21 protein-coding genes and 2 pseudogenes are annotated in these 24,213 nt (G+C 38.1%); 3 read left to right on the forward strand and 20 right to left on the reverse strand.

The features are described from left to right. Window positions 1-34: 34 nt before the first annotated feature. Window positions 35-538, reverse strand: coding sequence for a PTS sugar transporter subunit IIA (locus tag FC65_RS00830; RefSeq protein ID WP_056971193.1), 504 nt, complete (start codon window positions 536-538; stop codon window positions 35-37). A 418-nt stretch (window positions 539-956) separates the two neighbouring features. Here FC65_RS00830 and FC65_RS00835 point away from each other — a divergent pair, with 418 nt between their 5' ends. The 3 genes from FC65_RS00835 to FC65_RS00845 all read left to right on the forward strand — a co-directional run bounded on the left by FC65_RS00835 (window position 957) and on the right by FC65_RS00845 (window position 3,457). Next, a complete protein-coding gene (locus tag FC65_RS00835) occupies window positions 957-1,904 on the forward strand; it encodes a hexose kinase (RefSeq protein WP_010495575.1) in 948 nt (315 codons plus the stop codon). Between the two features lie 30 nt (window positions 1,905-1,934). Next, complete coding sequence (locus tag FC65_RS00840) at window positions 1,935-2,612, forward strand: DUF4867 family protein (RefSeq protein ID WP_056971194.1); 678 nt, start codon at window positions 1,935-1,937, stop codon at window positions 2,610-2,612. A 302-nt stretch (window positions 2,613-2,914) separates the two neighbouring features. Beyond that, entirely contained in the window at window positions 2,915-3,457 is a 543-nt protein-coding gene (locus tag FC65_RS00845) for an RNA 2'-phosphotransferase (protein ID WP_056971195.1), read from the forward strand. Between the two features lie 188 nt (window positions 3,458-3,645). On the opposite strand, the gene FC65_RS00850 is transcribed toward FC65_RS00845, so the two are convergent. The 19 genes and pseudogenes from FC65_RS00850 to FC65_RS00940 form a co-directional block, all read right to left on the reverse strand. Further along, window positions 3,646-5,205, reverse strand: a complete 1,560-nt coding sequence (locus FC65_RS00850; RefSeq protein ID WP_056971196.1) for a bifunctional metallophosphatase/5'-nucleotidase — start codon at window positions 5,203-5,205, stop codon at window positions 3,646-3,648. Then, window positions 5,206-6,009, reverse strand: a complete 804-nt coding sequence (gene phnE, locus FC65_RS00855) for a phosphonate ABC transporter, permease protein PhnE (protein ID WP_056971197.1) — start codon at window positions 6,007-6,009, stop codon at window positions 5,206-5,208. Continuing rightward, complete coding sequence (gene phnE / locus FC65_RS00860; RefSeq protein WP_010495586.1) at window positions 6,006-6,800, reverse strand: phosphonate ABC transporter, permease protein PhnE; 795 nt, start codon at window positions 6,798-6,800, stop codon at window positions 6,006-6,008. Before phnE (FC65_RS00860) ends, phnE (FC65_RS00855) begins: the two co-directional genes overlap by 4 nt. Continuing rightward, on the reverse strand, window positions 6,793-7,578 hold the full coding sequence (gene phnC, locus FC65_RS00865; RefSeq protein WP_056971198.1) for a phosphonate ABC transporter ATP-binding protein: 786 nt from the start codon (window positions 7,576-7,578) through the stop codon (window positions 6,793-6,795). Before phnC ends, phnE (FC65_RS00860) begins: the two co-directional genes overlap by 8 nt. Window positions 7,579-7,836: 258 nt before the next feature. Further along, window positions 7,837-8,769 carry a phosphate/phosphite/phosphonate ABC transporter substrate-binding protein gene (locus FC65_RS00870; protein ID WP_010495589.1) on the reverse strand — a complete coding sequence of 311 codons (933 nt, stop codon included), beginning with the start codon at window positions 8,767-8,769 and terminating at the stop codon, window positions 7,837-7,839. A gap of 283 nt (window positions 8,770-9,052) precedes the next feature. Beyond that, a complete protein-coding gene (dnaB, locus tag FC65_RS00875) occupies window positions 9,053-10,429 on the reverse strand; it encodes a replicative DNA helicase (protein WP_010495592.1) in 1,377 nt (458 codons plus the stop codon). 140 nt (window positions 10,430-10,569) lie between these two features. Next, the gene (rplI, locus tag FC65_RS00880) at window positions 10,570-11,019 is read right to left on the reverse strand and encodes a 50S ribosomal protein L9 (RefSeq protein WP_056971199.1); all 450 of its coding nucleotides are present in this window, start codon (window positions 11,017-11,019) and stop codon (window positions 10,570-10,572) included. Between the two features lie 150 nt (window positions 11,020-11,169). After that, entirely contained in the window at window positions 11,170-13,197 is a 2,028-nt protein-coding gene (locus tag FC65_RS00885; RefSeq protein WP_056971200.1) for a DHH family phosphoesterase, read from the reverse strand. A 294-nt stretch (window positions 13,198-13,491) separates the two neighbouring features. After that, window positions 13,492-14,277, reverse strand: coding sequence for a hypothetical protein (locus FC65_RS00890; protein ID WP_056971201.1), 786 nt, complete (start codon window positions 14,275-14,277; stop codon window positions 13,492-13,494). Then, window positions 14,274-15,152, reverse strand: a complete 879-nt coding sequence (locus FC65_RS00895; RefSeq protein WP_056971202.1) for an ATP-binding cassette domain-containing protein — start codon at window positions 15,150-15,152, stop codon at window positions 14,274-14,276. The genes FC65_RS00890 and FC65_RS00895 overlap by 4 nt, the downstream gene beginning before the upstream one ends. Next, entirely contained in the window at window positions 15,149-15,520 is a 372-nt protein-coding gene (locus FC65_RS00900; RefSeq protein WP_029605071.1) for a GntR family transcriptional regulator, read from the reverse strand. The genes FC65_RS00895 and FC65_RS00900 overlap by 4 nt, the downstream gene beginning before the upstream one ends. A 53-nt stretch (window positions 15,521-15,573) precedes the next feature. Then, window positions 15,574-17,394, reverse strand: a complete 1,821-nt coding sequence (locus tag FC65_RS00905; protein WP_056971203.1) for an FtsX-like permease family protein — start codon at window positions 17,392-17,394, stop codon at window positions 15,574-15,576. Between the two features lie 2 nt (window positions 17,395-17,396). Beyond that, window positions 17,397-18,167, reverse strand: a complete 771-nt coding sequence (locus FC65_RS00910; protein ID WP_056971204.1) for an ABC transporter ATP-binding protein — start codon at window positions 18,165-18,167, stop codon at window positions 17,397-17,399. A 186-nt stretch (window positions 18,168-18,353) separates the two neighbouring features. Further along, the gene (locus tag FC65_RS00915; protein ID WP_056971205.1) at window positions 18,354-19,118 is read right to left on the reverse strand and encodes a DeoR/GlpR family DNA-binding transcription regulator; all 765 of its coding nucleotides are present in this window, start codon (window positions 19,116-19,118) and stop codon (window positions 18,354-18,356) included. 163 nt (window positions 19,119-19,281) lie between these two features. Next, window positions 19,282-20,431, reverse strand: a pseudogene (nagA, locus tag FC65_RS00920) (N-acetylglucosamine-6-phosphate deacetylase). A gap of 16 nt (window positions 20,432-20,447) precedes the next feature. Beyond that, window positions 20,448-21,617, reverse strand: coding sequence for an SIS domain-containing protein (locus tag FC65_RS00925; RefSeq protein WP_056971206.1), 1,170 nt, complete (start codon window positions 21,615-21,617; stop codon window positions 20,448-20,450). Between the two features lie 18 nt (window positions 21,618-21,635). After that, window positions 21,636-21,953 carry a PTS sugar transporter subunit IIA gene (locus FC65_RS00930; RefSeq protein ID WP_082618902.1) on the reverse strand — a complete coding sequence of 106 codons (318 nt, stop codon included), beginning with the start codon at window positions 21,951-21,953 and terminating at the stop codon, window positions 21,636-21,638. Window positions 21,954-21,968: 15 nt separating this feature from the next. Then, window positions 21,969-22,448 carry a PTS sugar transporter subunit IIB gene (locus FC65_RS00935; RefSeq protein ID WP_056971207.1) on the reverse strand — a complete coding sequence of 160 codons (480 nt, stop codon included), beginning with the start codon at window positions 22,446-22,448 and terminating at the stop codon, window positions 21,969-21,971. 12 nt (window positions 22,449-22,460) lie between these two features. Further along, window positions 22,461-24,185, reverse strand: a pseudogene (locus FC65_RS00940) (beta-galactosidase); the annotation flags it as partial. Window positions 24,186-24,213: the final 28 nt, after the last annotated feature.

Genomic DNA, 24,213 nt, shown 5'->3' on the forward strand with positions numbered 1-24,213 from the left:
ATAAGTTCCTCCTTAAAATAATTAAATATATGTTTTACATATTTTGTTCTTCAAACGATCTCTTCAAAAATTTATAAATCGCGGAAGTATCCGTACTCTTGAAAAACGTTCCTAAGTCGTTAGGAGAAGTTGTGGTACAAAAATTCATGATCTGAGCTAAAATATTTGATTGCCCTTCTGGGTCATTGTTCAAAATCATGAATAAAAATTTAACTTCCATGCTCGAACTAGGATCGATCATATTTTTGAATGTGACCGGATGTTCCAAATGAACTGGGATCACACGGCGAACATTAACAAATTCGCCTTCTGTATGCGGGATCGCAATATTTGGAAGACTTTCATCAACGACACTCAAGTCTATTCCAGTTGGATAGTCTTTTTCACGCCCGATGACATTTTCATAAAATGCGGGTTTGACCAGCCCCTCTGAAAGTAGCTTGTCTGAAATTTCTTTAATGACCTCTTCTGCCGTTGTCTTCGAAGAAAGATAGACAGTGTCCTCAACAAAAAGTGGTTCCTCTTTCTCTGTCTGCACTTTAGTCGATCTCCTTTCTTGTTTATTTTTGTTCAATAATGTTTACAAACTAATAGTATAGCGAAATTTTGAGAATGTCAACCACAAATTTGAAAAGGCTTTCCAGTTTAGTTGTACACGATTAAATGCCTGAATCGTTGGTGTTTCAACCAGAAGCCCAAGACTTCAACTGTATATCGACCTAGCAATCAATATTAAACATTTCTAATCTTTTCCTTTTCCAAATAGTAGTTAACGTTATCCTCATCTCACCAACAAATAGTACCTATAATTAAGCAATGTAACCGAAGTCATAAAAATATTTTTATCTAAGGGTTTTATACGCTTATTTCTAGTTAGTCTTGACTTATTGCTTGTCTAATGATAATTTTAGCTTTGAATAAACAATTAAAAACATTAATAATCAAGGATGGTCTTTATGTCAAATAAAATCTTAGCGATCACTATGAATCCTTCTGTCGATATTTCTTATCCTATTACTCACTTAGATATAGACACAGTCAACCGTGTCTCAAATGTTACTAAAACGGCCGGAGGTAAAGGCCTTAACGTTGCACGAGTGATCCACCAATTAAATGAACCCGTTTCAACCAGCGGAGTTTTAGGCGGGACGATTGGTGATTATATTTCTAAACAATTAAAAGAAGTCGGATTGCAAGAACAGTTTCTACACATCACACAAGAATCACGCAACTGTATCGCTATTCTCCATGATGATGGCCAACAGACCGAGATATTAGAAGCAGGCCCGGCACTAACGGCACAACAACAAGAAGAGTTTATGCAACATTTTACAAATCTTCTAAGTGAAGTCAGCTTGGTAACTATTTCAGGCAGCTTACCACAAGGTTTTACCGCTGATCTTTACGCGCAAATGATCGAGGCTGCTGCCAAGCAAAATGTTAAAGTGATCCTTGATTCATCTGGAAAGTCACTAACAGCTGGAATCTCAGGCGCAAATAAACCATTATTGATCAAGCCTAATCAAGAAGAGATCGCCCAACTTGTTGGCCGAAAATTAAAAGACCTGACGGATCTGCAAGAAGTACTATTAAACGAAGAAATATTTACTAACTTGGAGTGGGTCGTTGTTTCTCTTGGTAAAGATGGTGCTTTAGCCAAGGTTGGTCAAGAAATATATCGTGTCTCAATACCAAAGATTAATGTAGTCAATCCTGTTGGCTCTGGAGATTCGACAGTTGCCGGTTTAGCTGTTGGGATCAACAGAAACGAAACCATCCCCACTGTTTTAAAGACGGCTATGACTACTGGAATGTTAAATACCATGGAAAAAGAAACTGGTCATATTGACCCTTCCTTGTTTGACGAGTACTTCAACAAAGTGTCCGTGGAAAAATTAAATTAAGCATATAAAATATAGAAAGAAGTCAGTGCTTTGAATAAATACGAAGAAATGTGCGCGCAAAATCCAACATATACTATTAAGAAAACTACAGATCAAGCTTTTGCCAAATATGGCAAGATCTATACTAATTATGATGTTTCAGATGTGATCAAATATATGGACGACAATATTACCATCGATCAAACAAGTAATGTTTATGTACCTTCTAACGCTGAATTAGAAAAAGTACCTTCCATGCAAACGATTGGAACAGATATCTATGCCGGCATGCCTTTTGAAGCAGGTGAATGTACTGGTCAATCTTCAAACTTCACAGCCGTTGAATATCATCAAGGCAGTGAATTAAATGTTATGTTAACCGATGTTGTCATGGTTTTAGGTAAAAGAAGTGTCTTAGAAGAAAGCGGCACATTCAATGCTAAAGAACAAGCTGAACTTTTCTTTGTTCCACGTGGAACAGTCGTTGAATTTTATAGTGATACCCTACATTACAGCCCGATCAAAGTCGACGATTCAGGTTTTAAAATCATAGTGATGTTGCCAGCTGGATCAAATCAGCCTCTACCGGAAAATTTCCATTCCAATAACCCGCGGATCGTTAAGAAAAATAAATTTCAAGTGGTCCATGAATCACGGACTGATAAAATTGAACAAGGCGCACAAATCGGAGTTTCAGGCTATTTGATCGAACTTTCTCCTTTGAAATAAACATGTAGCATGTGAGTACTATTTAACCTTGAGTTTTGGGACTCAATGATGAGGACAGGTAAAAAACTGAGAGACAGAAAATCACTTTTGATTTTTCTGTCTCTCAGTTTTTGTTTTATAACCATTTCTGTTCCTAAGGTTTCCTGGGATCGTTCTTACTTAAAGATCAATCTTCTTTTAAAACCCGCGTCACCCTTGATCTATGGCTGCTTACTTTGACCACAAAATCTCTTGCTTTATCATATTTTCATATAGCATTTCTAGTATATTGTGCTATGGTTATAAATACGAGGTGAAACTACTTGGACAAACAATTAACCAGACTCAGTAAAAAACTCTCTTTTGTTTTACGCCATCACCCTGATAGGATCGGCATCCAATTAGATAAGTTTGGCAGAGCAGACTTAAACGATTTTCTCAAAAAGTTCAATGCTCACTATCAAACACCACTCAACAAAAAGACGATCGAACAAATCATCTATCAAAGCAACAAGCAACGCTTTATTATTGAAGGCAGTACGATCCGCGCTTTATACGGACACAGTATTCCTGTTGAATCGCTTGAACCGGCAGCAGATCCGCCAGAGACCCTTTATCATGGAACTTCTCATACAGCTGCAAAATTAATTCAACAAGAAGGGCTTAAAAAAATGGATCGTTCCTTTGTTCATCTTTCAAATGATTCGCAAAATGCCTACAATGTCGGCCGCCGTCACGATAGCCATCCTGTAATTTTAAAGATTGCAGCTCAAAAAGCTAATGCGTCGGATATCTCTTTTTATCCAACAAAAAGCGGGATCTGGTTAGTAGACTATCTTCCGCCAGAATTCATTTCAATAAAATAAAAAATTTCTGCCTGCTTTATCTTAATGTTTTTGCTTTTCGTGATAACGAGCAAGTATTTGTTCGCAAACGTCAGTAAAAATTTCCCTGATTATACTAGACAACAAAAAAGAGAGCTTATCTGCCCTCTTCTTTTTGTAGTAATACACATATTGCTTATCAGCCTATTTCCTAGCATTCCTAAAGCACACTACCGTAACAAATGAATGTTATGGGGTTGAGCAGCAGTGATCTTAGGATGATCCTGTAAATACTGAATGATCAATTTTGGCATATCGTCAGCATATTCACGCACGATTTTATCAGCACTAAACATGGGATAATCCCCGCCGCCAACACCTCGATACTGATTCAACACTACTTCTACCTCTTGTTCATCTAATAATTCGGCACCAGCATGAAAAATTTTGCCAACTCTTTGCCCGACTGGTTTATGCAAGTCAAAAGTGTAATCTAGACCCGTGTAGTAATCGTAATTATACAGTTCTACCTTTGGCGTACTAAATTCTGCAGAAATTTGCAGAGACACATCTTCTCTTAATTCAAAAAAAGAAGCACATCTTTCAAGCGCCGCTCTTAAGTCGGCACCGGTTACTTTTTCAACCACCAAGGTATTAGGATAAACATAACTATTCATCACATTACGCACAGTCACGTTCTTGCCGAATCCTCGCACATCATCATTAAATAAAGCAGTTCCAGATATTTCAGTACCAGTTGCTTCCATTTGAACATGGTTAACTAAATCTAAGTAAGCGTGTCCCTGGGCACGAGCTTTCATATGGTCAGTGATCCGCATGTCCCCTGTGATCGTAGCAACTGGCTGGTCTAACCATTTTTGTGTATCATCGTACCACTGTTCTGAGACCTGTTGCAGATCTTGCGCTAATTGCTGTCCGGACACTGGTATTAACTGGGCTGTGGAGCGTTTGACGTGCTTTTTTTCGTCAAGTTCCAGCACAATTTTTCCAACATCACTTCCCCGATATCCAGGCTGTGTTACCGGGATCCCATTAACAATGGCTGCCTCTCGCCGATGCTGGTGTCCAGTCACTAAAGCATCAATTTCTGGTATTTCACGTAAAATAGCCGATCCTTCATTTTCACCTGTCTGTTTTTCAGTCGGCTGACCCGTGATCAGATCTGCTTCGAAACCGCCATGATACGCTGCAAGTAAAACGTCAACTTGTGAACGCAATTGGGCAACTGTTCCTTTTAAAGTATCAAGTGCCGAGGCGAAGTGCAGCCCACAGATATTTGTGGGGTCCTCCCAATGAGGAATAAACTGTGTCGTTAATCCGACGATCCCGATCTTGACACCTTTTTCTTCAATGATTTTATACGGCGCATCAAGGATCCGTGAAGAACTTTCCCCGCTGATATTTGCACCTAATATTGGAAAACTACGCTCTTTTAGCACCTGACCCAAATAATCTAATCCGTAATTAAACTCATGATTACCCAAAACCGCAGCGTCAGGTTTTAAAAGATTGACCAGCGAAATAATTTTCTGAGAATAATCAGTGGTTTCCCTAGTATTATAGGCATAAGAATCCATTGGTGACCCTTCGATAATGTCGCCATTTTCAATATAAAGAACTATTTCATTCGGTCTTTCATCTGCTTTAACCTTCCTGATCAAACTTGCAGCCTTTAAAAATCCAAATTCGTGGTGATCATCTATCGTACTAAAATCAGTCGGATAAAAATAACCGTGAACATCACTTGTAGATAAGATCGTGATTTTCATTTAAACTAACTTCTTTCTAATAGAACCTGAAATGAGATCGATCATTGTAACCATTACGATGATACCCAATAAAATAATACCGACCCGCGGCCAGTTTCTTGTCTGGATCGCAAACAATAATGGCGTCCCGATCCCGCCGGCCCCGACCATCCCAAGGATCGAAGCAGAACGAACCGCGATCTCAAAGCGATATAATGTATAAGATAAGAATTCGGGCATGATCGTAGGCATGGTGGCTAAAAGCCACATGTCAGCCTTACTTCCGCCAGCAGACTGAATAGCTTCTTCAGAACCACGGTCCATATTTTCGATCGCCTCGCCAAACAACTTACCTAGCATCCCGATCGAATGGATCGAAACAGCCAACACCCCGGCAAATGACCCCGGACCAACTGCTTTAATAAACATAATAGCCAAAACCAGTTCTGGAAAAGTCCGGATAAAAACTAAGACAAACTTTCCACTTGAAGAACGCAGATGAAGTTTATTTTCTTCCAGCCCACGCGCTGCCCAAAAGGCAAAGGGCACACTTAAAATCGCAGAAACAAACGTCCCCAAAAAAGCAATAGCAAGCGTTTGGATGATCAAGCTAAACAGATCTTCCCCACTACCATCGTAAAAATAGCCCCATTCGGGATGAAAGAGCCCATTAACGATCGATTTTGAAACCTCGCCAGCTGATTCCTGCAGACCGCTAAATTTAAGACCTGTGATAGACCACACGTAAAATAAAAGGACTATAACAGCCCAGAAGATCCAGCCATATCGTGCAGCAAAATTTTGTTTTTTAATATTTTCTGTCATTGCAATCTCTCCCTTAAACTGTTGCTGACTGAATCGATCACTATAACAATCAATAAGATAGCAATAACGATCACAGCCGTTTGATCATATCTAAATGAAGACAAGGAGCGTTGCAAATAGACACCAATACCGCCCGCGCCTAAATAACCAAGAACGGTCGAAGCACGAACATTGATCTCAAATGTATATAGAAAATAACTGACAAAACTGTTTAAAACTTGAGGAACTACGGCAAAGACAACTACTTGTACATTATTAGCACCTGCAGCTCTTAAAGCCTCCAACGGACCATCATCAATAGTTTCAATGGTTTCATAAAATAGTTTAGAGATCATTCCGAATGAAAACACAGCTAATGTCCAAACACCAGCAGTTGAACCGATCCCCACGATCGCCACAAACAAGGCAGCTAATAAAAGATCCGGCAATGTTCTGACCAAGTTTAAAATAAACCGTATGACCCCTCGAACAACTGCATTTTTAATTAAATTTCGCGCAGCTAAAATAGAAAATGGGATAGCGATCAAAGTCCCGATGGTCGTTCCGATCAAAGCCATTTGAATTGTTTCTAATATCGGTTGGATCACAATGTTTGTATAATCCCAAGCAGGGTGTGCCATCCGACTAAGTAAATCGAAAAACTGATCTAAGTTAGTAAAAAATTCACCCCAATTAACGCCTGTCATAACTGCTGAACCCCACAATAACAGGAGAAAGATGAACGTTCCAACCAGTCCTTTAACATGATATTTCTGTACGAAAGTACGTTTTGGAATAAGATCTTTATCCATGGACAGCGCCTCCTGTCACAGGATGACTTTCGCTGTAGATCTCAGCAAAATCATCTTCAGAAACTTCGGCGATCGGCTTATCATAAACTAACTGTCCTGCACGTAAACCAATGATCCTATCAGCATATTTCATTGCAAGCGGCACCGAGTGCAAGTTAGCTAAAACTGTTATTCCTAAATCTTTATTCAAACTAAGTAAGTCATCCATCACTGCATTAGTAGTCAATGGATCAAGTGAGGCGATCGGTTCGTCCGCCAACATAATTTTAGGATCCTGCATTAAGGCACGTGCAATAGCTACACGCTGCTGTTGTCCGCCAGAAAGCTCATCGACCCTGGTATATAGTTTTTCAACCATATTCACTCTTTTTAAAGAGTTGATCGCACGCTGTTTATCTTCTGCAGAAAACAATCCTAGTGAACTTTTCCAAGTTGAATAATACCCAACTTTACCGGACAAGACATTTCTTCTGACGCTTGCCCGATCAACTAAATTAAAATCTTGGAAGATCATACCAATACTTCGTCTGAGATTGCGGAGGTCCTTACCCTTATACCCAACGATCGACTGACCATCGACTTTCAAATTACCACTAGTAACATCGTGCATCCTATTGATCGAACGAAGAAGAGTACTTTTTCCCGCGCCAGATAAACCAACTACGGCAACAAACTCACCATCATATATTTTTAGATCAATATCTTTCAGCCCTACTGTTCCGTTAGGATACACCTTTTGTACGTCATCAAATTCGATCATAACTGGTCTGTCGCTCATTTTAAATCCACCCTTCATGCCGCACATTTGCAGCTAGATATAACTAAGAGCAGAAACAATAGTTACTCGTTTCTGCCCCCTTTTTAAAAACATAAAATCGCTACAACTTAAGAAATACTAATAAATAAAAGAATGTTTGGTTAGGAACTGTGAAACAGAAAGCCCTGTTTATCCAGCTCGGAGCTGGCCGTGCAAAAACGCACTATAAGGTTCGAGTCCGATAATGCACGTTGTCTCCCAAATTTCTCTACCCTGTTTTTATTTATCCAGTTTTTCTGCTGTTTTATCGTATTCACGGATTATATCAAAATTGCTATCCTTGGAATCTGCATAACCTTCATGGGAATAAACACTTGATACAATGTCATGACCCTTTTTAGTTTTGGCGATATCCTTAAATGCTTTAGCGATCTTCTTTTGCCATTTTCCATCCATATCTCCACGGACGGTAATAGTATCATTCGGGATCTTTTTAGTAGTATAGATCGGAACAACTTTATCATTAACATCGGGTGCGTCTTTTTTGACCAAATTACGTGCACTTTGGAAAACAAAAGCAGCATCAGTATTCTTGTTGTAAACAGACAGAACTCCTTGATCATGTCCTTTTACCTGTGCTGTTTTAATACCATTTTTGTTAATATTCACGCCATGTTTATACATTTCAACCGCAGGGAAGATCCATCCGGCAGTTGATGTTGTATCTTGAACAGCAATTTTCTTACCCTTAAGATCGTCTAACGTTTTTATACCGCTATCCTTACGTACCAAGATCTGTGAACGATAGTAATCAACATTCTTGCTGCCTGGATGATCATCTTTTCCGAGGACTTCTTTACGTTCAGCCTGTAAAATAGCCTTGGCATTATTTTGTTTATGTGCCAAAACATAAGCATCTGGCGGCAAGAAACCTACATCAACTTTTTTGGAACCCATTGCTTCCACAATAGTATTGTAATCAGTCGAAACACTAACCTTCACTGGGATACCTAACTGCTTTTTTAATAATTTTTCCAAAGGCTTAGCCTTAGCTTCGATCGTTGTTGCATTGGACGAAGGCACAAACTGGACCGTTAATTCTTTAGGCTTATATGTATCTGAATCTTTGGAGCTTTTATTACCGCACGCTGCCAAACTAACTGCACACAAGAGTCCAGACGCGACAATTGCAGCTTTTTTAAAAAACTTCATTCGAAATTCCCCCACTTCGGTTTGTCTAATATGAACCTCTACTTCCAAAAGCTATTATAAACAAAAATTAAGCACTTAATCAAGGATAAAAACGAATGTTTACATAAAAAACATCTAAAATAGTTCCATTTTTTACAAAAATATATTTTATATACCCCAGTAAAACGTATTTATTTATATTTTTGTGAACTTTTTAAAATGTGTTTTTTTGCTGCCGTCGTATTTACATCTACTATTACAAAAAAAGCCCCCTAAAATATAGGAGACTTTTGTGCAAAAATTATTATTGTTCTTGTTGATAAGCAATGTTTGAAAATTTATTGTACGATTTGATAAACAAAAGTTTGACTGTTCCTCGTGCACCCGCACGATTTTTTTCAATGATCAATTCAACTTCACCAACATCTTGATCTTCTTCATTTTGCTCCTCATCGTCATCGTCATTATCTCGCTCATAATAATCATCACGATATAAGAAGGCAACAATATCCGCATCTTGCTCAATAGAACCAGACTCACGAATATCCGATAAAACCGGCCGCTTATCTTGTCTTTGTTCAACTCCACGTGATAACTGTGATAAAGCAATGATCGGTACTGATAACTCTTTAGCTAGTTTTTTAAGTTGCCGTGAGATCTCAGAGACTTCTTGTTGCCGACTTTCTTTATTCGACCCTTCAATCAACTGCAGGTAATCTACAACGATCAGATCTAAACCATTTTTTTCTTTAGCTAACCGCCGACATTTAGCTCGGATCTCACTCATTTTGATTCCGGGTGTATCATCAATGTAAATATTTGTTTTAGACAAAGCCCCCATGGCAACGATCAAATTTTGCCACTCATTGTCATCTAACTGTCCATTTCGCAAATGATTGGCATTGATCGAGCCTTCCGCACATAACATTCGGTTGACCAGCGATTCCGCGCTCATTTCCAATGAAAAGATAGCAACATTTGAGTCAGTTGCAGTCCCAACATTTTGCGCGATATTCAACGCAAAAGCAGTCTTACCAACAGCAGGCCGTGCCGCCAAGATGATCAAGTTATCAGGTTGCAATCCTGCGGTCATCAAATCAAAATCCCTATATCCGGTCGGTAAACCCGTAATATCTTCATGCTCTTGTGAGAGCTTATCGACTTCTTCCAAGGCTGTTTTTAAAACTTGGTCGATCGGTTTAAAACCGCTGCGATTCCGCCGCTCTGAAACATCCATGATTTGACGCTCAGCATCATCCAGCAAGTTAGGTACGTCTTCATCCTGATTCTGTGCCGAACTCATGATATTGGTTGCTGCAGAGATCAACCTACGCAGCATCGCTTTTTCTTCAACAATTTGCGCATAATACGAGGCATTTGCAGCTGTTGGAACTGCCTGAGCTAATTCAGCGATATAAGCTACTCCGCCCACATCATCGATCTGATTATCCTGCTCCAGCTGGTTCTTAACAGTCACAACATCAATACCCTCACCAGCATCATTGAGTTCGATCATTGCCTGAAACATGATTTGGTGAGCTCGCCGATAAAAGTCATCTGGCTCAACATATTCCATCGCATCAGCTAATGCATCTGTACTCAAGAAAACTGAACCAAGGACTGCTTGCTCAGCTTCAATATTTTGTGGAGGTAAATTGTCCGTCAAAACGTCATTATCCATGACTGTGTTCCTTTCTAGTAATAAAAATTTCTTAGTTTCTAATCATTATAATCGGTTGTACATAAAACGAAAAGAGCCTAAGAATCATCACGTACTCTTAGGCCCTCTTTTAAACAATACTGGGCTTTAGCCTCTCAAATTTATTGTTCAGTAATGTGAACCCGGATCTTCGAAGAAACATCATTGTGCAACTTAACCGGCACATTAGCATACCCCATTGAACGGATGGGTTCTTTTAATTCCATTTTACGTTTATCGATCTTAATTCCATACTGTTTTTGTAAACCTTGAGCGATCTGCTTAGATGTAACTGAACCAAACAACCGCCCATCTTTGCCAGCTTTGGCTTTCAATTCAACCACATACTTGCCAGATTCAAGTTTTTCTTTAAGATCCTTAGCTTCAGCAATGATCTCTGCTTCTTTTTTAGCCTCAGCATGTTGCTGACCCTTTAACTTGCTCATCGCAGCAGCACTGGCTTGTTTGGCTTTATTATTTTTAATCAAGAAGTTAGCATAACCGTCTGGGATCTCTTTAACTTCTCCACGTTTACCTTTATTTCGCACATCTTGTGTAAAAATAACTTTCATCAAAATACCTCCTAAAATAACAGAGCGACGGAAGACTGGCACTATCGACTATCATGTTACAACACATCTTTTTAGCATCATGGTACGAGAGTCGGCTAGATCATTAACAAAATCTCTTGTCTTCCAAAATTCGACTAATAACAGCGTAGATCACTCTGCTGTCTCTTCTTTATTTTCCTGCTGATCTTGTAAAATTTCAAGCAGTTGTTGTCGTACTTCAGAAACAGTCGTATCTTCAATTTGGGTAGCTGCAACGGACAAGTGTCCGCCACCGCCCATCTGCTCCATGATCAATTGAACATTACGCTTACCACTACTCCGAGCAGATATCCCAACTGAACCTTCACCACGTCTAGTAATAGCGAACGATGCTTCCACGCCGCTAACATCAAGTAACGAATCCGCCGCTTGAGCAGCAGTGACGGGATCATAAGAACGATCATCTTCACCTGCACAAATTGCATTGCCATCATCCATAAACTCGACTCTGTCTATCAAATGACTCCGATTCATATAACTATCAACATTTTCTTTCATAAAATGACTGGATAAAGCTTGATCTGCACCCAGAGCACGCAAATAGCTGGCAGCATCAAAAGTACGTGTTCCAGTATGCTGTGAAAACGACTGCGTGTCAACAACGATACCCGTTAACATAGCAGTAGCTTCAATACGATTGATCGGTTCACTTTCCCGAGCCTGATATTCAAACATTTCGGTGATCAACTCACAAGTTGAACTTGCATAAGGTTCAATATAAACCAACATCGGGTTCTCAGGAAACTCTTCACCACGCCGATGATGATCGATAACCATCAAACGATTTTCCAGTTTGTCGTATAAATCAGGGCTCGCTGAAATCGACCGTTTAGAATGGTCTGCCAAGATCAATAGATCTTCCTGATCGGCTTTTTCAATGGCCTCTTCAGAACTAATGATCGAAGCACTGATCGTTTCATCTTTTTGTAGTTCATCCATTAGACGAGAAACATCCGAATGTAGGTTTTTCTGATCTATAACGACCCAACATTGCTTTTTATTCATTGCAGCGATCCTTCTGATACCCAAACAAGCACCAACTGAATCCATGTCCGGCCTTTGATGCCCCATCACAAAAATCTGCTTAGACTGCCCCATCAAATCTCTGAGCGCTTGTGAGATCATTCGTGCTCGGACTCGCGTTCTTTTAGCCATCGGATCAGTAGTACCGCCATAAAAGCGCGCCTGTCCATCGACCTTTCGGACAACAACCTGGTCGCCGCCGCGTCCTAAAGCCAAGTCTAAATTATTCTGTGATTGATCAGACAATTCCGACAGGTTATCATCACCATACGCGATACCAATGCTCAGTGTCAGCGGGGAATTTCCCTTGGATGTTTTTTCTCGAATAACATCTAAGATCTTAAATTTTTCATTTTCGATCTTATTTAAGGTTCCTGTATAAGCTAAGATAAAGTAACGATCTTGATCGACCTTTTTCAGAAACATTCCAAATTTTTGCGCCCAGTTTGATAAAGTATTGGCAACAAAACTATCTAAGTTAGAAACTTCTGTGTCATTCCGCGATTTAGTAACTTCATCATAATTATCTAAAAAGACTTGTCCCAAGACCAACTGTGAATCATCATATTTTTTCTGTATCTCAGCATAATGCGTAATATCCAACAAATAAACGACCCGCATGTCCCGTTGGATCAGCAGATTAAAATAATTGTCATGCCATTTAACTTCTACATCATCCTTATGTTCCATATTTTTTTCTATCAAATCGGCTAACTGTGGATCCACTTCATTTAAACTACGGCCTAAAACATCTGCCTTACCAAAATAACTCTGTAAATAAGGATTGACCCAATCGATTTCTTTGTTTTCATTAAACATCAAGATACCGATCGGCATTCTGATCAGCGCATCCTGCTCATCTCGCTGAATACGGTAAGTTAAATCAAAAATATAATCACTTGTTTGCCCACGGATCTCAGTTAAAGTGGTAAAAGCTCCGACAATTACTAAAATCATGATCAATAAAAAGATAACACCAAAGATCCAGTTAAAGGCAAAAGCTAAAATATCACTCACGGTCGCCATTATAATTAATAGAATAGCAACTAGGCGGAACTGCTCGTTTTTAAAGATCTCAGGTATATCACCAAATCTTTGTATAAACTTATTCTTCATAAACCTTCCTCTTCTTTTCCGTCCCCTAATATGCAAAATTTAAAATAAAGATTTTCATTCAGTTTTAACTTCAAGGTACTTAATGATCAATATTACCACTAAGAACACCTTGCCAGTCAGGCAATCTTTTCAACCCATACCCCTACCTGATATTATGTGTATTCTTACATATTTTATCATATTTGGCCTTAAATACCGAATTTTAGTCATCATTATTGTGTCTTTAAAGACCATCATCACAAACAAAAAACGTCAAAGATCATTTGACGTTTTTGTATTTTTATTCTGTTATTATTAGCGGGGAGTCTTCAATTTCAGGTTAAAGAAATATGTTCCACCAAATAAAATTACCGAATATAAGATCCCTGAAAACAGAGGGTGAAAAGGATTCAAACCTTCAGTTCCAGAATTACCGCTCTCCCCAGCAATCCACAACAATACCTTAGCTATCCACGTTAACTTCAATGAAGTTTCTTCGCCTACGTTTCCTACAACTATTAAAGCAATGATCAAAATAATAGGTACGCCAATTATCAAAGCAATCTGTGTCCGTCGTTCAAATAAACTTAAAATGCTGCCCACAAACGTAAAAGTTGCTGAAATACAAATCGTCAACAGTACTAAAAGGATAAAGGACATAACATCATTCAATATGTTATTAGAAAAGAAATTGTAATAAAAGCCTTCCAATACAGCTGTAGCTGTCCCTTGACCGTAAGAAGTATTAAATGGCATTACCAGCAAGTTATACAAAACACTGACCAAATTTCCTACTAAAGCCAGAGTACCAATAACAAGCGTTTTTGAATAAAAGTATGTGTTACGTCCGATCCCATTTTGAATCATCAGTTGAAAGCTGTCGTACGTTGAAGCACTATAAAATACCAAACATGCCATTAAAGCAATTTCTAAAATTCCAGATGGTAAAAAATCTTCACCATTCAATGACCCTAATCGCCCCGTTAAAGCAGCTGTTATAAACGGTATAATGACAATTGCCACTGCGACCCAGACTAATGTCCAGCCCAATAATTTAGCGCCGCTCGCTAACTGATATTGAAAAGCCTTCTTTAATTTCATTTCTGCCCCTCCTCATCAGATTGCTCAGTCAAATTGATAAACAACTTCTGTAAATCAATTTTTTCTACAGAAACTGTATCCGGTAAAACTCGGTTTTCGTCCAACTTGCCAAACACATAGTCTGAACGAAGTTTACCTAAACTATCATGCCCGATCACATTGAGTCCGGCAGTATATTCTCGGACTTTTTCTTCTGGTCCAGTGACAGAATAGCTTCGTGCTAATAAGCTTTCCGTCGTATCATCGAGAGCTAATCTTCCGTCCTTGATCAATAAGACATTTTCAACCATTCCTGCTATCTCTTCAATCAGGTGTGTTGATATTACAAAAGTCCGTGGCCGATCAGCATAGGTTTCAACTAATTCCTGATAGAAAAGTTCACGATGATTAGCATCCAAACCTAACGTTGGTTCATCTAACAAAATAATATCTGCATCAACGCACAAAGCAATAATATCCTTTAAAATCGAGCGATAACCCGTTGAAAGTTTGCCGAAACGCAAGCTTTCATTTAAGCCAAATTTATTGGTTAATTGATGTGCAAGTTCAAAATCAAAGCCCGTATAAAAATTGGCAGTCTCGCGAAATATTTGAAACACTTTAGCACGAGTTAGGTAAAGATTTGGTTCACTCATGAGATAAATTTTACCTAAAGCATCGTCATTATTAAGGTTTGGCTGACCATCTATCAAAACCTTGCCTGATGTTGCAGGGATTCGATTTGTCAGAATATTTAACAAAGTACTTTTACCAGCACCATTGCGTCCCAATAAACCATAAATCGTATTAGGCTTTAGCTTGAGGCTAATATCAGTTAAAACCTCTTGCTTCCCATATTTTTTTGAGATCTGGTTTAAAACCACTTCTGTTGTCATCCTTCTTCAAATCCCCTTTCCACTAAAGAGATAATTGCATTTTCATCTAAGCCTAAATTTTTGGCTTCGACTATCATGTTTAAAATATAATCTTGAAAAAACTCATTTTTTCTTTTAGTCCGAATCTTTTCTTGTGCATCTTCTAAAACAAACATTCCTCTTCCTCGTTTTTTCTGGATCAGTCCATCTGCCACCAAAATATTCATGCCCTTTAAGACAGTCGCAGGATTGATTTGAAAATCACGTGAAATTTCAGTAGTCGAAGGAATTTGCTCTCCTGTTGCAAAGCTTCCCAAAAAAATAGCATTTTCGATTTGCTCTGCTACTTGAAGATACAATGGTTCAGAACTATCAAAATTAAATTGCATCATCATCACCAAGTTTCATTATCGGCACCCCTCGTCTTTTCTAATTAATTTTCTTATTTATCAATTTCTACTGCAGGTAGGACAATGCTCTCATATAACTTAACTGTGACCAAATAATACAGCAGGTACAAGACGATAAAGATCACAAACGGCAACCAGATCCCCTGATAAGGCGATATTAGCAAGGTCTTAAATAACTGTAAGCCGAACAAAACATGCACGATCCCTAAAACGCCTGGCAAAGCATAAAGTGTCATTATTTCCCGGGAAATAGATCGGCGTAGAGTGTTCTTTCTAACCCCTAATTTATTTAACATCTCATAACGATGTTTATCACTATTAGCGCCACTTAAGATTTTAAACATTAAACAACTGGCTAACATTGCCAAAAAGGCGATCCCTAAGAAAAAGCCCATAAATTCAAAACCGCCAAATACCTCGAGCCCATTCAAGTACCCAGCATATCCGCCTGGAATAGTTGAACGAATTGTCTCATAGTTTTTAGGATAAGCTGTTTTGACGATCTTGTCTAAAGATTTTTTGCTTTTCTCGATATTTTTCACTCTGAATAAATAAAGTTGTTGACGTGGTGCCTGAATTTTAGCAAATTCACTTTGAGAAATAATTTTTACTGTTTTATCGGAGCCATTTTTTTGTAAATAATATAGTGAACCGGGGTTTTTTTGCAGTTTCTGCCCATCAAAGCTTTGGTAAGATATTTTTGCTTTCTTACCCTTGGACATTTTTTTCATCCAATTATCGCTGACATCCTGTAAAGGTATCCTGTCAAATTCTTCTTTGACGTAATAAACTGTATCTTTGCTCTGCTTTTCAGAATAGCTTACCTTTTTTTCAGTATCTAATTTATTGACCTGTTTTTTGACAGCAGCGCTCGGATCTTCGAGTGCCATCGTATAACCACTCGAACCTTGCGTGAATAAGTCTGTTTCTTTACCAAAACCCATACCAACTGTGATTGCACCTAATGCCAGAGCAAACAAGATCGAAACTGTCGCTAAAATTTTAGTGTAATTTCTGATCCTAAAATCGAGCTGTGACAAAGTAAAGTTGTTGATCCCTCGTTGCGCCCATTTTGTCTTTTTCAATAACACGACCAACCACACAAAAACAGCATTAAATAGTAAGTATGAACCAAAAACAATTGTTACTAATGCAAGTGGAATACTTGCTAGTTGGAAGTCAATAAAATGCTTCATTACATAATAACCAACTGCCAATAATCCAATCCCTAAAACTACTTGGATAAATTGACTTACTGGTTTTAGTTTGGCTCTGTTCGGTTGACTATCGCCTTTTAATAATCCCAAAACGGGTGTCTTGATCAATTTCCGTCTGTTGATAAACCCAGCAATCACGAATAAAACCAAATATAAAACTAAAGTCACCAAGATTGCTGGTACGTGCACAGCATGAAAGTTTGCCACATTAGTCTGCAAAATACTTTGCATCAAATAAGATCCCAAACTGGCCGTCAAGAGACAACCCACAACAACTCCGATCACGCTTGAAAGTGCTCCAATAACCAATGTCTCAGTTAATATTAACCGGCCAATTTTAGTCGGCTTAGCACCAAGCATCATAAAAATCCCATAGTCATGTTGTCGCATACTTAGCAAAAATGAATTAGCATAAAAAATATAAACTAATGAAATAATTGTCAACAAAACTGAACCAAATTGAAATATAAAAGAAGCTGCGCTCATCCCATTGGTACTGTTTTTTAGAAACTGCGGATTAGTCGCCAAAGCTTCAAACATATAAAAAACAGCACTTGAGATCACCAAACCTGTAAAGAGAACTAAGTAGTCACGCAAGCGACTTTTGATCCCCGTAAATGCTAATTTTCTTAACATCTTTAATCAGCCTCCTGACCCTGAAATGCGCCCAGGTCATCAATGATCTGTTTATAAAATTGTTTTCTTGTTTGGCCTCCACGCTTTAACTCTTGTCCGATCTTACCATCTTGAATAAATAAAATCCGTTGGCAATAGCTAGCTGACAGAGGATCATGAGTGACCATCAAGATCGGAACATTCTGTTGTTGGTTAACTTCGTTCAACATTTCTAATAGATCTGTTGTGCTGGAAGAATCTAACGCGCCTGTTGGTTCATCTCCAAATAAAATTGCTGGTTGGCTAACGAGTGCTCGAGCAGCAGCAACTCTTTGTTTTTGCCCACCTGAAATTTCATTAGGGTATTTGTCTAAAATCCCTGTGATCGACAACTGTTTAGCCAATTTTTCAATTTGCGGTTTTATCTCAGCTGCTGCTACATTTTGTAAAGATAGTGGTAAAGCTATATTTTCGCTATTAGTTAAATTTTCTAACAAATTGAAATCTTGAAAAATAAAGCCGATCTCTTTTGCACGAAAATCTGCAACAGCATTTCCTTTCAAACTGGTAATATCTTGACCATTGATTTCAACCGTTCCTTGTGTCGGTTGATCTAAAGTTGTTAAAATATTTAATAATGTGGTTTTCCCGGAACCTGATGCACCCATGATCCCTACAAACTCACCCGCTTTCACATCAAAAGTTATTCCTTTTAAAGCTTCATATTGTTTTTCGCCTTTATGGCCATATATTTTTCTAATGTCTCTTGCTGATACGATTGCTTGATTATTCATATCGCATCCTCCTGTTCCTTAATTGGTTAATTACTTGTGTAACTAACTATATATGTCAAACAGTCTTTTGTCAATCATTTTCAAAAAATATTTTTACTCTGAAAAAAATGTTTCACGTGAAACATTTTATGATAACACAAAAAAAGCACTGATCATTAAGCTTATCAGTGCTTTAACTCATTATCACTACTCACTAGCTAATTTCACTTTTGTAAATTGCTGGTAATGTGTCAGAATTTCTTCAGAAATATCAGGGTTAGTGATCAGATAATCAACATCGTATAAATTGTAAAATTGATAAAAATCATCACGATTAATTTTAAATTTATCTGCCAAAACTATTTTTTCTTTGGCATTATTCAAAGCAACACTTTGTGATTTTCCTTCTTCTGTGTTAGCTGTCATCATACTGTCGTTATGGATCCCATTGACTCCAACAAAAGCTTTGTTAAACTTTAACTCCGCCAAAGTATCATTAGCTAACCCACCAATAAATGCCCCAGAGCGTTGCCGAAAATTACCACCCACTAAAATTAAATCAACATTATTTCTATTTTTCCAGCTTTGAAAAATCGGAAAACTGTTAGTAACTACCCTCAAATTAGAAATGGCTGGTAAATAACGTTCAATTAATTCTTGCGTCGTACCTGGACCAATGTAGATAGTATCTCCTTCTTTGATCAACTGTGCTGCTTCTCTGGCAATCTGCTGTTTTTCTGCTAAATGAATCTCTTTTTTCTCAATATGTGATAATTCGTTATTTTCGTTGCTATCAATACTCTGGGCACCACCATGAACTCGAATTAGTTTTCCGCTATCAGCCAGTTCATCTAAATCACGTCGAATAGTCATATCAGATACACCTAACTGATCGATCAGTTCCTTGACAGTTATGATTCCACGCTCTTGAACAAGTTTTTTAATTGTTAACAGTCTTTCTCGTTTTAACATGCTCGTTTCCCCTACTAAATACAATTTTTATTATTTTATCATTATCATACGCTATTTTTGACTACTAAAACAGGGGGGGGAGATTCACACAAGCAAAAAAGTGTTAGTAAACTAGAAAACACTAACACTTTCTTCGTTATTTACATAATTAAGAGTAGACTTCTTACTTAGAATAGACTTCTTTTCCAGCTAAATAAGTTGATTGTAAATTAATATTTTCATCAACAACAATAAAATCAGCCTCTCTGCCAGCAGCAATCAAGCCACACTCATCTTCTATTCCAACACTTACCGCTGGAACATAACTAGCCATCTTGAAAGCATCGTACAAGCTTACCCTACCCCACTGAACCAAGTTTTGTACCGCCTGAAGTAATTTTAAAACGCTGCCTGCTAAACTACCGCCATCTTTTAGCCGAGCTGCTCCGTCTTTCACGATAACTGGAAACTCCCCTAAAACATACTCTCCGGCACGCCTTCCTCCGGCACTCATGCAATCCGTCACTAATGCCACGTGATCAATGCCCTTTTCTTGAATCAGCAAATTTGCTGCCCCAGATTCCACATGATGACCATCGCAGATCAATTCAGCATAAGTATTAGGCGTGTCCATCGCTGCCCCTACCATTCCCGGAGCATGATGATTTAACCCGCTCATACCATTAAAAGTATGCACAAAGATATTTGCACCTGCATACACAGCCTCCAGTGCTTCTTCGTAAGTAGCCGAACTATGTCCAATTGCGACTTTAGTGCCAGATCCACTGACATTTTCGATAAAATCTGCAGCTCCATGGCGCTCCGGTGCCAGTGCAATTTTTTTTAAAAGGCCTTGTGCAGAGTCCTGCCATCTTCGAAAAGCCGTCAGACTAGGATCTGACATGAAGCGAGGATTCTGCGCTCCTTTATGTTCCGTAGTAAAGAATGGCCCTTCAAAAAAAATTCCTTTGATCCTAGCCCCCCTTTACTTCTTTATATCTGGAACTTATCATTTTACAAATTTCGTTCAATGTATCCGCGCCAGCAGTCAAAGTGGTTGGTAAAAACGCTGTGACACCACACGATAAAAGCCCTTTAGATATTTCATTTAGGCCAGTAAAGTCATTGTCCATAACATCATGGTTATTATAGCCATGAATATGTGTATCTACCAACCCTGGAGCAACAATACTTTCACCCAGATCAACTATCCTAGTATCCACCGGTCTGGTTTTAGTATATTTGCCAAATTTACCTTCAATGATTTCTAAAAATCCTTGTTCACTGAGGCCTGAAGCTAAAATAAACTTAGCTGCATGAATATAATAATGCATCTCTTGACCCCCTTGATTACTTGAAATCATGAATCGTAACTCCTTTGACTACTCGGTTGACCGTACCTGTTGGAGATGGAGTATCTGGCGTGTTATTGATTTTTATCGAAGTTAATAACGCGAGTGTTTGGGCAAACATAATATCAGCTAAAGCGAGATAGCCATCTGGTAAAGCTTCACTGCTTTTTGTAAATTCAAATTTGTCACCACTAAAATTACGCTGTCCAATTTGACCAATCGTCATTGCCTTAAGAGCAATCTGCTCATTTTTGATTTCTTCCATGACATCTATATCATAATCACGTGTATACTCATCGTTATTGACAAAATCAAAAACTAAAGTCTTTTCATTGACAAATGATTTGGGTCCATGCCGAAAACCCATTGAAGAATCAAAAACTGTTGCGATTTTACCTGCAGTCAATTCAAGAACTTTTAGCTGAGCTTCACGAGTTAATCCTGCTAAACTACCAGAACCTAAATAGATTATTCTTTCAAAATCGAGCCCCATAAACTTCTGAATCTCTGTTTCACGAGCAATGACCTCATGCCCTAGGTCTCTTAAATTCGTTACATAACTAGTTTTTGTTCGTAGATCACTCTGGTCAAAAGTCAACAAGGCAGCTAATGTCATACATGAAAAACTGCCAGTCATTGCGAAACCACCGTCATTTGAACGTTCAGGCATTAAAAGTACCAAGGTATTAGCTGCCTTTTTCCCATTAACCGCCAATGCACCACTTTCAGCGCAAGTGATCATTAAATGATAGATATTTTTGACATTCTTTTCTGCTAAATTTACTGCCGCCACACTTTCGGGACTATTACCGCTTCGGGCAAACGATACCAGTATCGTCGGTTCATCAAATAATAACGTTTCTTCTGGCGCAGAAACAATATCTGTCGTTCCAATACTTTCAAATGAATAAGCTGCTGTATTACCATATTTGCGCAAATATGGGACTATAGTATCACCGACATACTGTGAAGTCCCTGCGCCGGTAAAAATAACACGTATCTTTTGCTGAGCCTGATCTTTAACATTGTCTAGAAATGAAACAATTTCGGCTTGATGTTGTTGATAGATCTGCAAAGTTTCTTCCCACAATTCTGGTTCTTGTTTAATTTCACGTGTCGTAATACTTGCGCCCATTTTCGCTAATTCTACTTGAGATAATTCAAACATTTTTAATGGCCTCCTTGATTACTCGTCTTCACCGTCTAATTTTTGTAAAGAAGCATTAACATCACAGATTCCTTGAGTCCCCCCTTTTATAGGGTCGGGCTTTGTGTCTAACAGTGCTGCATTTAAATAATCGATGATCATCGCCATATTCATTCCTGTATACAACTTGAAATTACTCCCCGAAAGAAGCATTTTTGCTGCGACATTGCAAGGTGTTCCTCCATATAAATCAGCAAAAACAGCTGAACCAGCACTAGAGTTTATTTCAAGTTCATCCAAAATCTGATAACCTGCATAAAGCGTCAACAATAAAATTTGCCACCATGAAATGTCCATTTATGTGACCTCCCTTTAATTTTGTAATAATTTCATAAATTCTTCTGATTTAACACTTGGGTTGACTTGTGCAAATAGGTGAACTCCTTTTTGATTTAATTCTTTAAAGTTGTCTATATCATCTTGTGTGACTGATACTTGATGCGTCAGAATTTTTTTGGCATTATCACGTGCTAAATTTCCTACATTAACATCAGAAAGTTCAACGCCCGCATCTACCAAATCATTCAAATATTTTGGTTCTTTAACGACTATTAGTAACCGTTGACTATCATATTTACCAGCCAAAATATTAGTTGCTGCTTTTTGAACAGGTAAAACACTAAGTCTAACTCCTGATGGAGTGGCTAATTTTAAGCCACTTTTCTCAATTTGACTTGTTGCTGTCTTGTCGTCAACAACCATGATCCGCGAAATTTGTAGTTTTGTGACCCATAAATTTGCCACTTGTCCGTGGATCAAACGACCATCTACTCTAGTTCCAATAATACTCATACTTCGTTCCTCCTATTTGAGTGGTGCTTTTATCAAATTAAGTTCCTCACTAAACTGTCCTTCAGTTTCAAAAATAATTATCTGATTATTTTTCCGACGTAAAATCCCGTGTGGCAAATAAAGAGAATGTTGTGGTCCGCGTTGCCAAAAACGACCTAAGTTGAATCCATTAATTATCACAACTCCTTTCCCAAACTGACTTAAATCAATATTTGTATCCTGAATTTTATTCGAATCAAATGAAAAACGATAAAATGCTGGAACTCTAGGTTCCCATTTACGAGAAAAATCTAATTTTTCAATTCGCGAAAAATCTAACCCATATTGCTCCCAATTTATTACATAGTGCAAATCACTCATAACACCCGAACGAATTCCTTTTCTTTGTGTATCTGCCAATAGCTTATGTCCATAATTAACTCGACCCATATTTTCCATTAAAATATCAATTTCATTGTCTTCTTTATCTTGTTTTACACTGATTTCTTCACCAATTTTCTCTTGATACTGTGTTACCTGTAATTCTTGATTCAAAAAAAACTGTGCTCGATCCCTACCATCGATTATGCGATATTTTTCTTTAAAAGAATCACGTTTGACTTTTGTCCGATACAGCATATAACCGTAATAATGACCAGCCTTTTCCATTGTTTGTGGGTACTTAGTTGTTGTTTTACTCCCGATTTCATCTAAAACTTCAAATAAACTAACTTTATCTTGCAGTCTTATTTTACTTAAGCGAAAACTTTCTTTGACCCAAGGATCTTGCTGGCTAATATTTGGATATTTTTCTTTCAGCATTTTTTTTATCTTATAATAACCTTCTGTAGGATTTCCTTGCTCGTTTAACGGTGCCCCATAATCATAAGAAGTGATCTGTGGCAGGTCATGGGTGCCTCGAGCAGAACAACCATTCATAAAGCCAAAATTTGTGCCGCCATGAAACATATACATATTTACACTGCCAAGTTCGATAACTTTTTTTAGTTCATTGACCATCTCATCTTGGTCTCTTATATGGACTGGTTCACCCCATCTATCAAACCAACCGTCCCAAAATTCCATATTCATCAGAGGCTGAAACTGACCTTTTTCATTTTGAAAATCTACAATATTAGCAAAATTTTCTTTGGCATGGGAACCAAAATTCCCTGTTTCTAAAATTCCTTTTTGTATCAAGCTGCCTGCTTGCAATGTTGCATGCCAAGCACCATCTGAGGTAAACAACGGCACATCTACGCCATTTTTTAGCATCATATTACGAATACTGCACAAATAGTCGTGGTCTTCGCCATATGATCCGTATTCATTTTCTACCTGCATCATTATAATTGGACCACCATGAGTAACCTGCAGAGGAATCAAAATTTGAAATAATTTTTGATAATAAGTTGAGACTAACTTTAAGAATTTCGGATCATTAGATCTAATACGGCAATCTTTTGCCAAAAGCCAAGCAGGCAAGCCTCCAAATTCCCACTCAGCACAAATATAAGGCGATGGGCGAACGATAACATAAAGTCCTTCATGTTGAGCCAATTCAATGAATTTTTTTAAGTCAGCGCCCTCAGTAAAATTGAATTGCCCCTCTTTTTGCTCATGAACATTCCATGGAATATATGTTTCTACTGTATTAAAGCCAAGAGCCTTTAAGTTATGTAGTGAATTTTGCCAATCACTTGGGTGTATTCGAAAATAGTGGATCGCGCCTGACAAGATCTGAAACTTTTTTTTATTCTTGAAATGTCAAATTAAGTTAGAAATA

Origin of the sequence: Ligilactobacillus acidipiscis DSM 15836 (assembly GCF_001435755.1) — a bacterium.
GTDB classification, from domain to species: domain Bacteria; phylum Bacillota; class Bacilli; order Lactobacillales; family Lactobacillaceae; genus Ligilactobacillus; species Ligilactobacillus acidipiscis.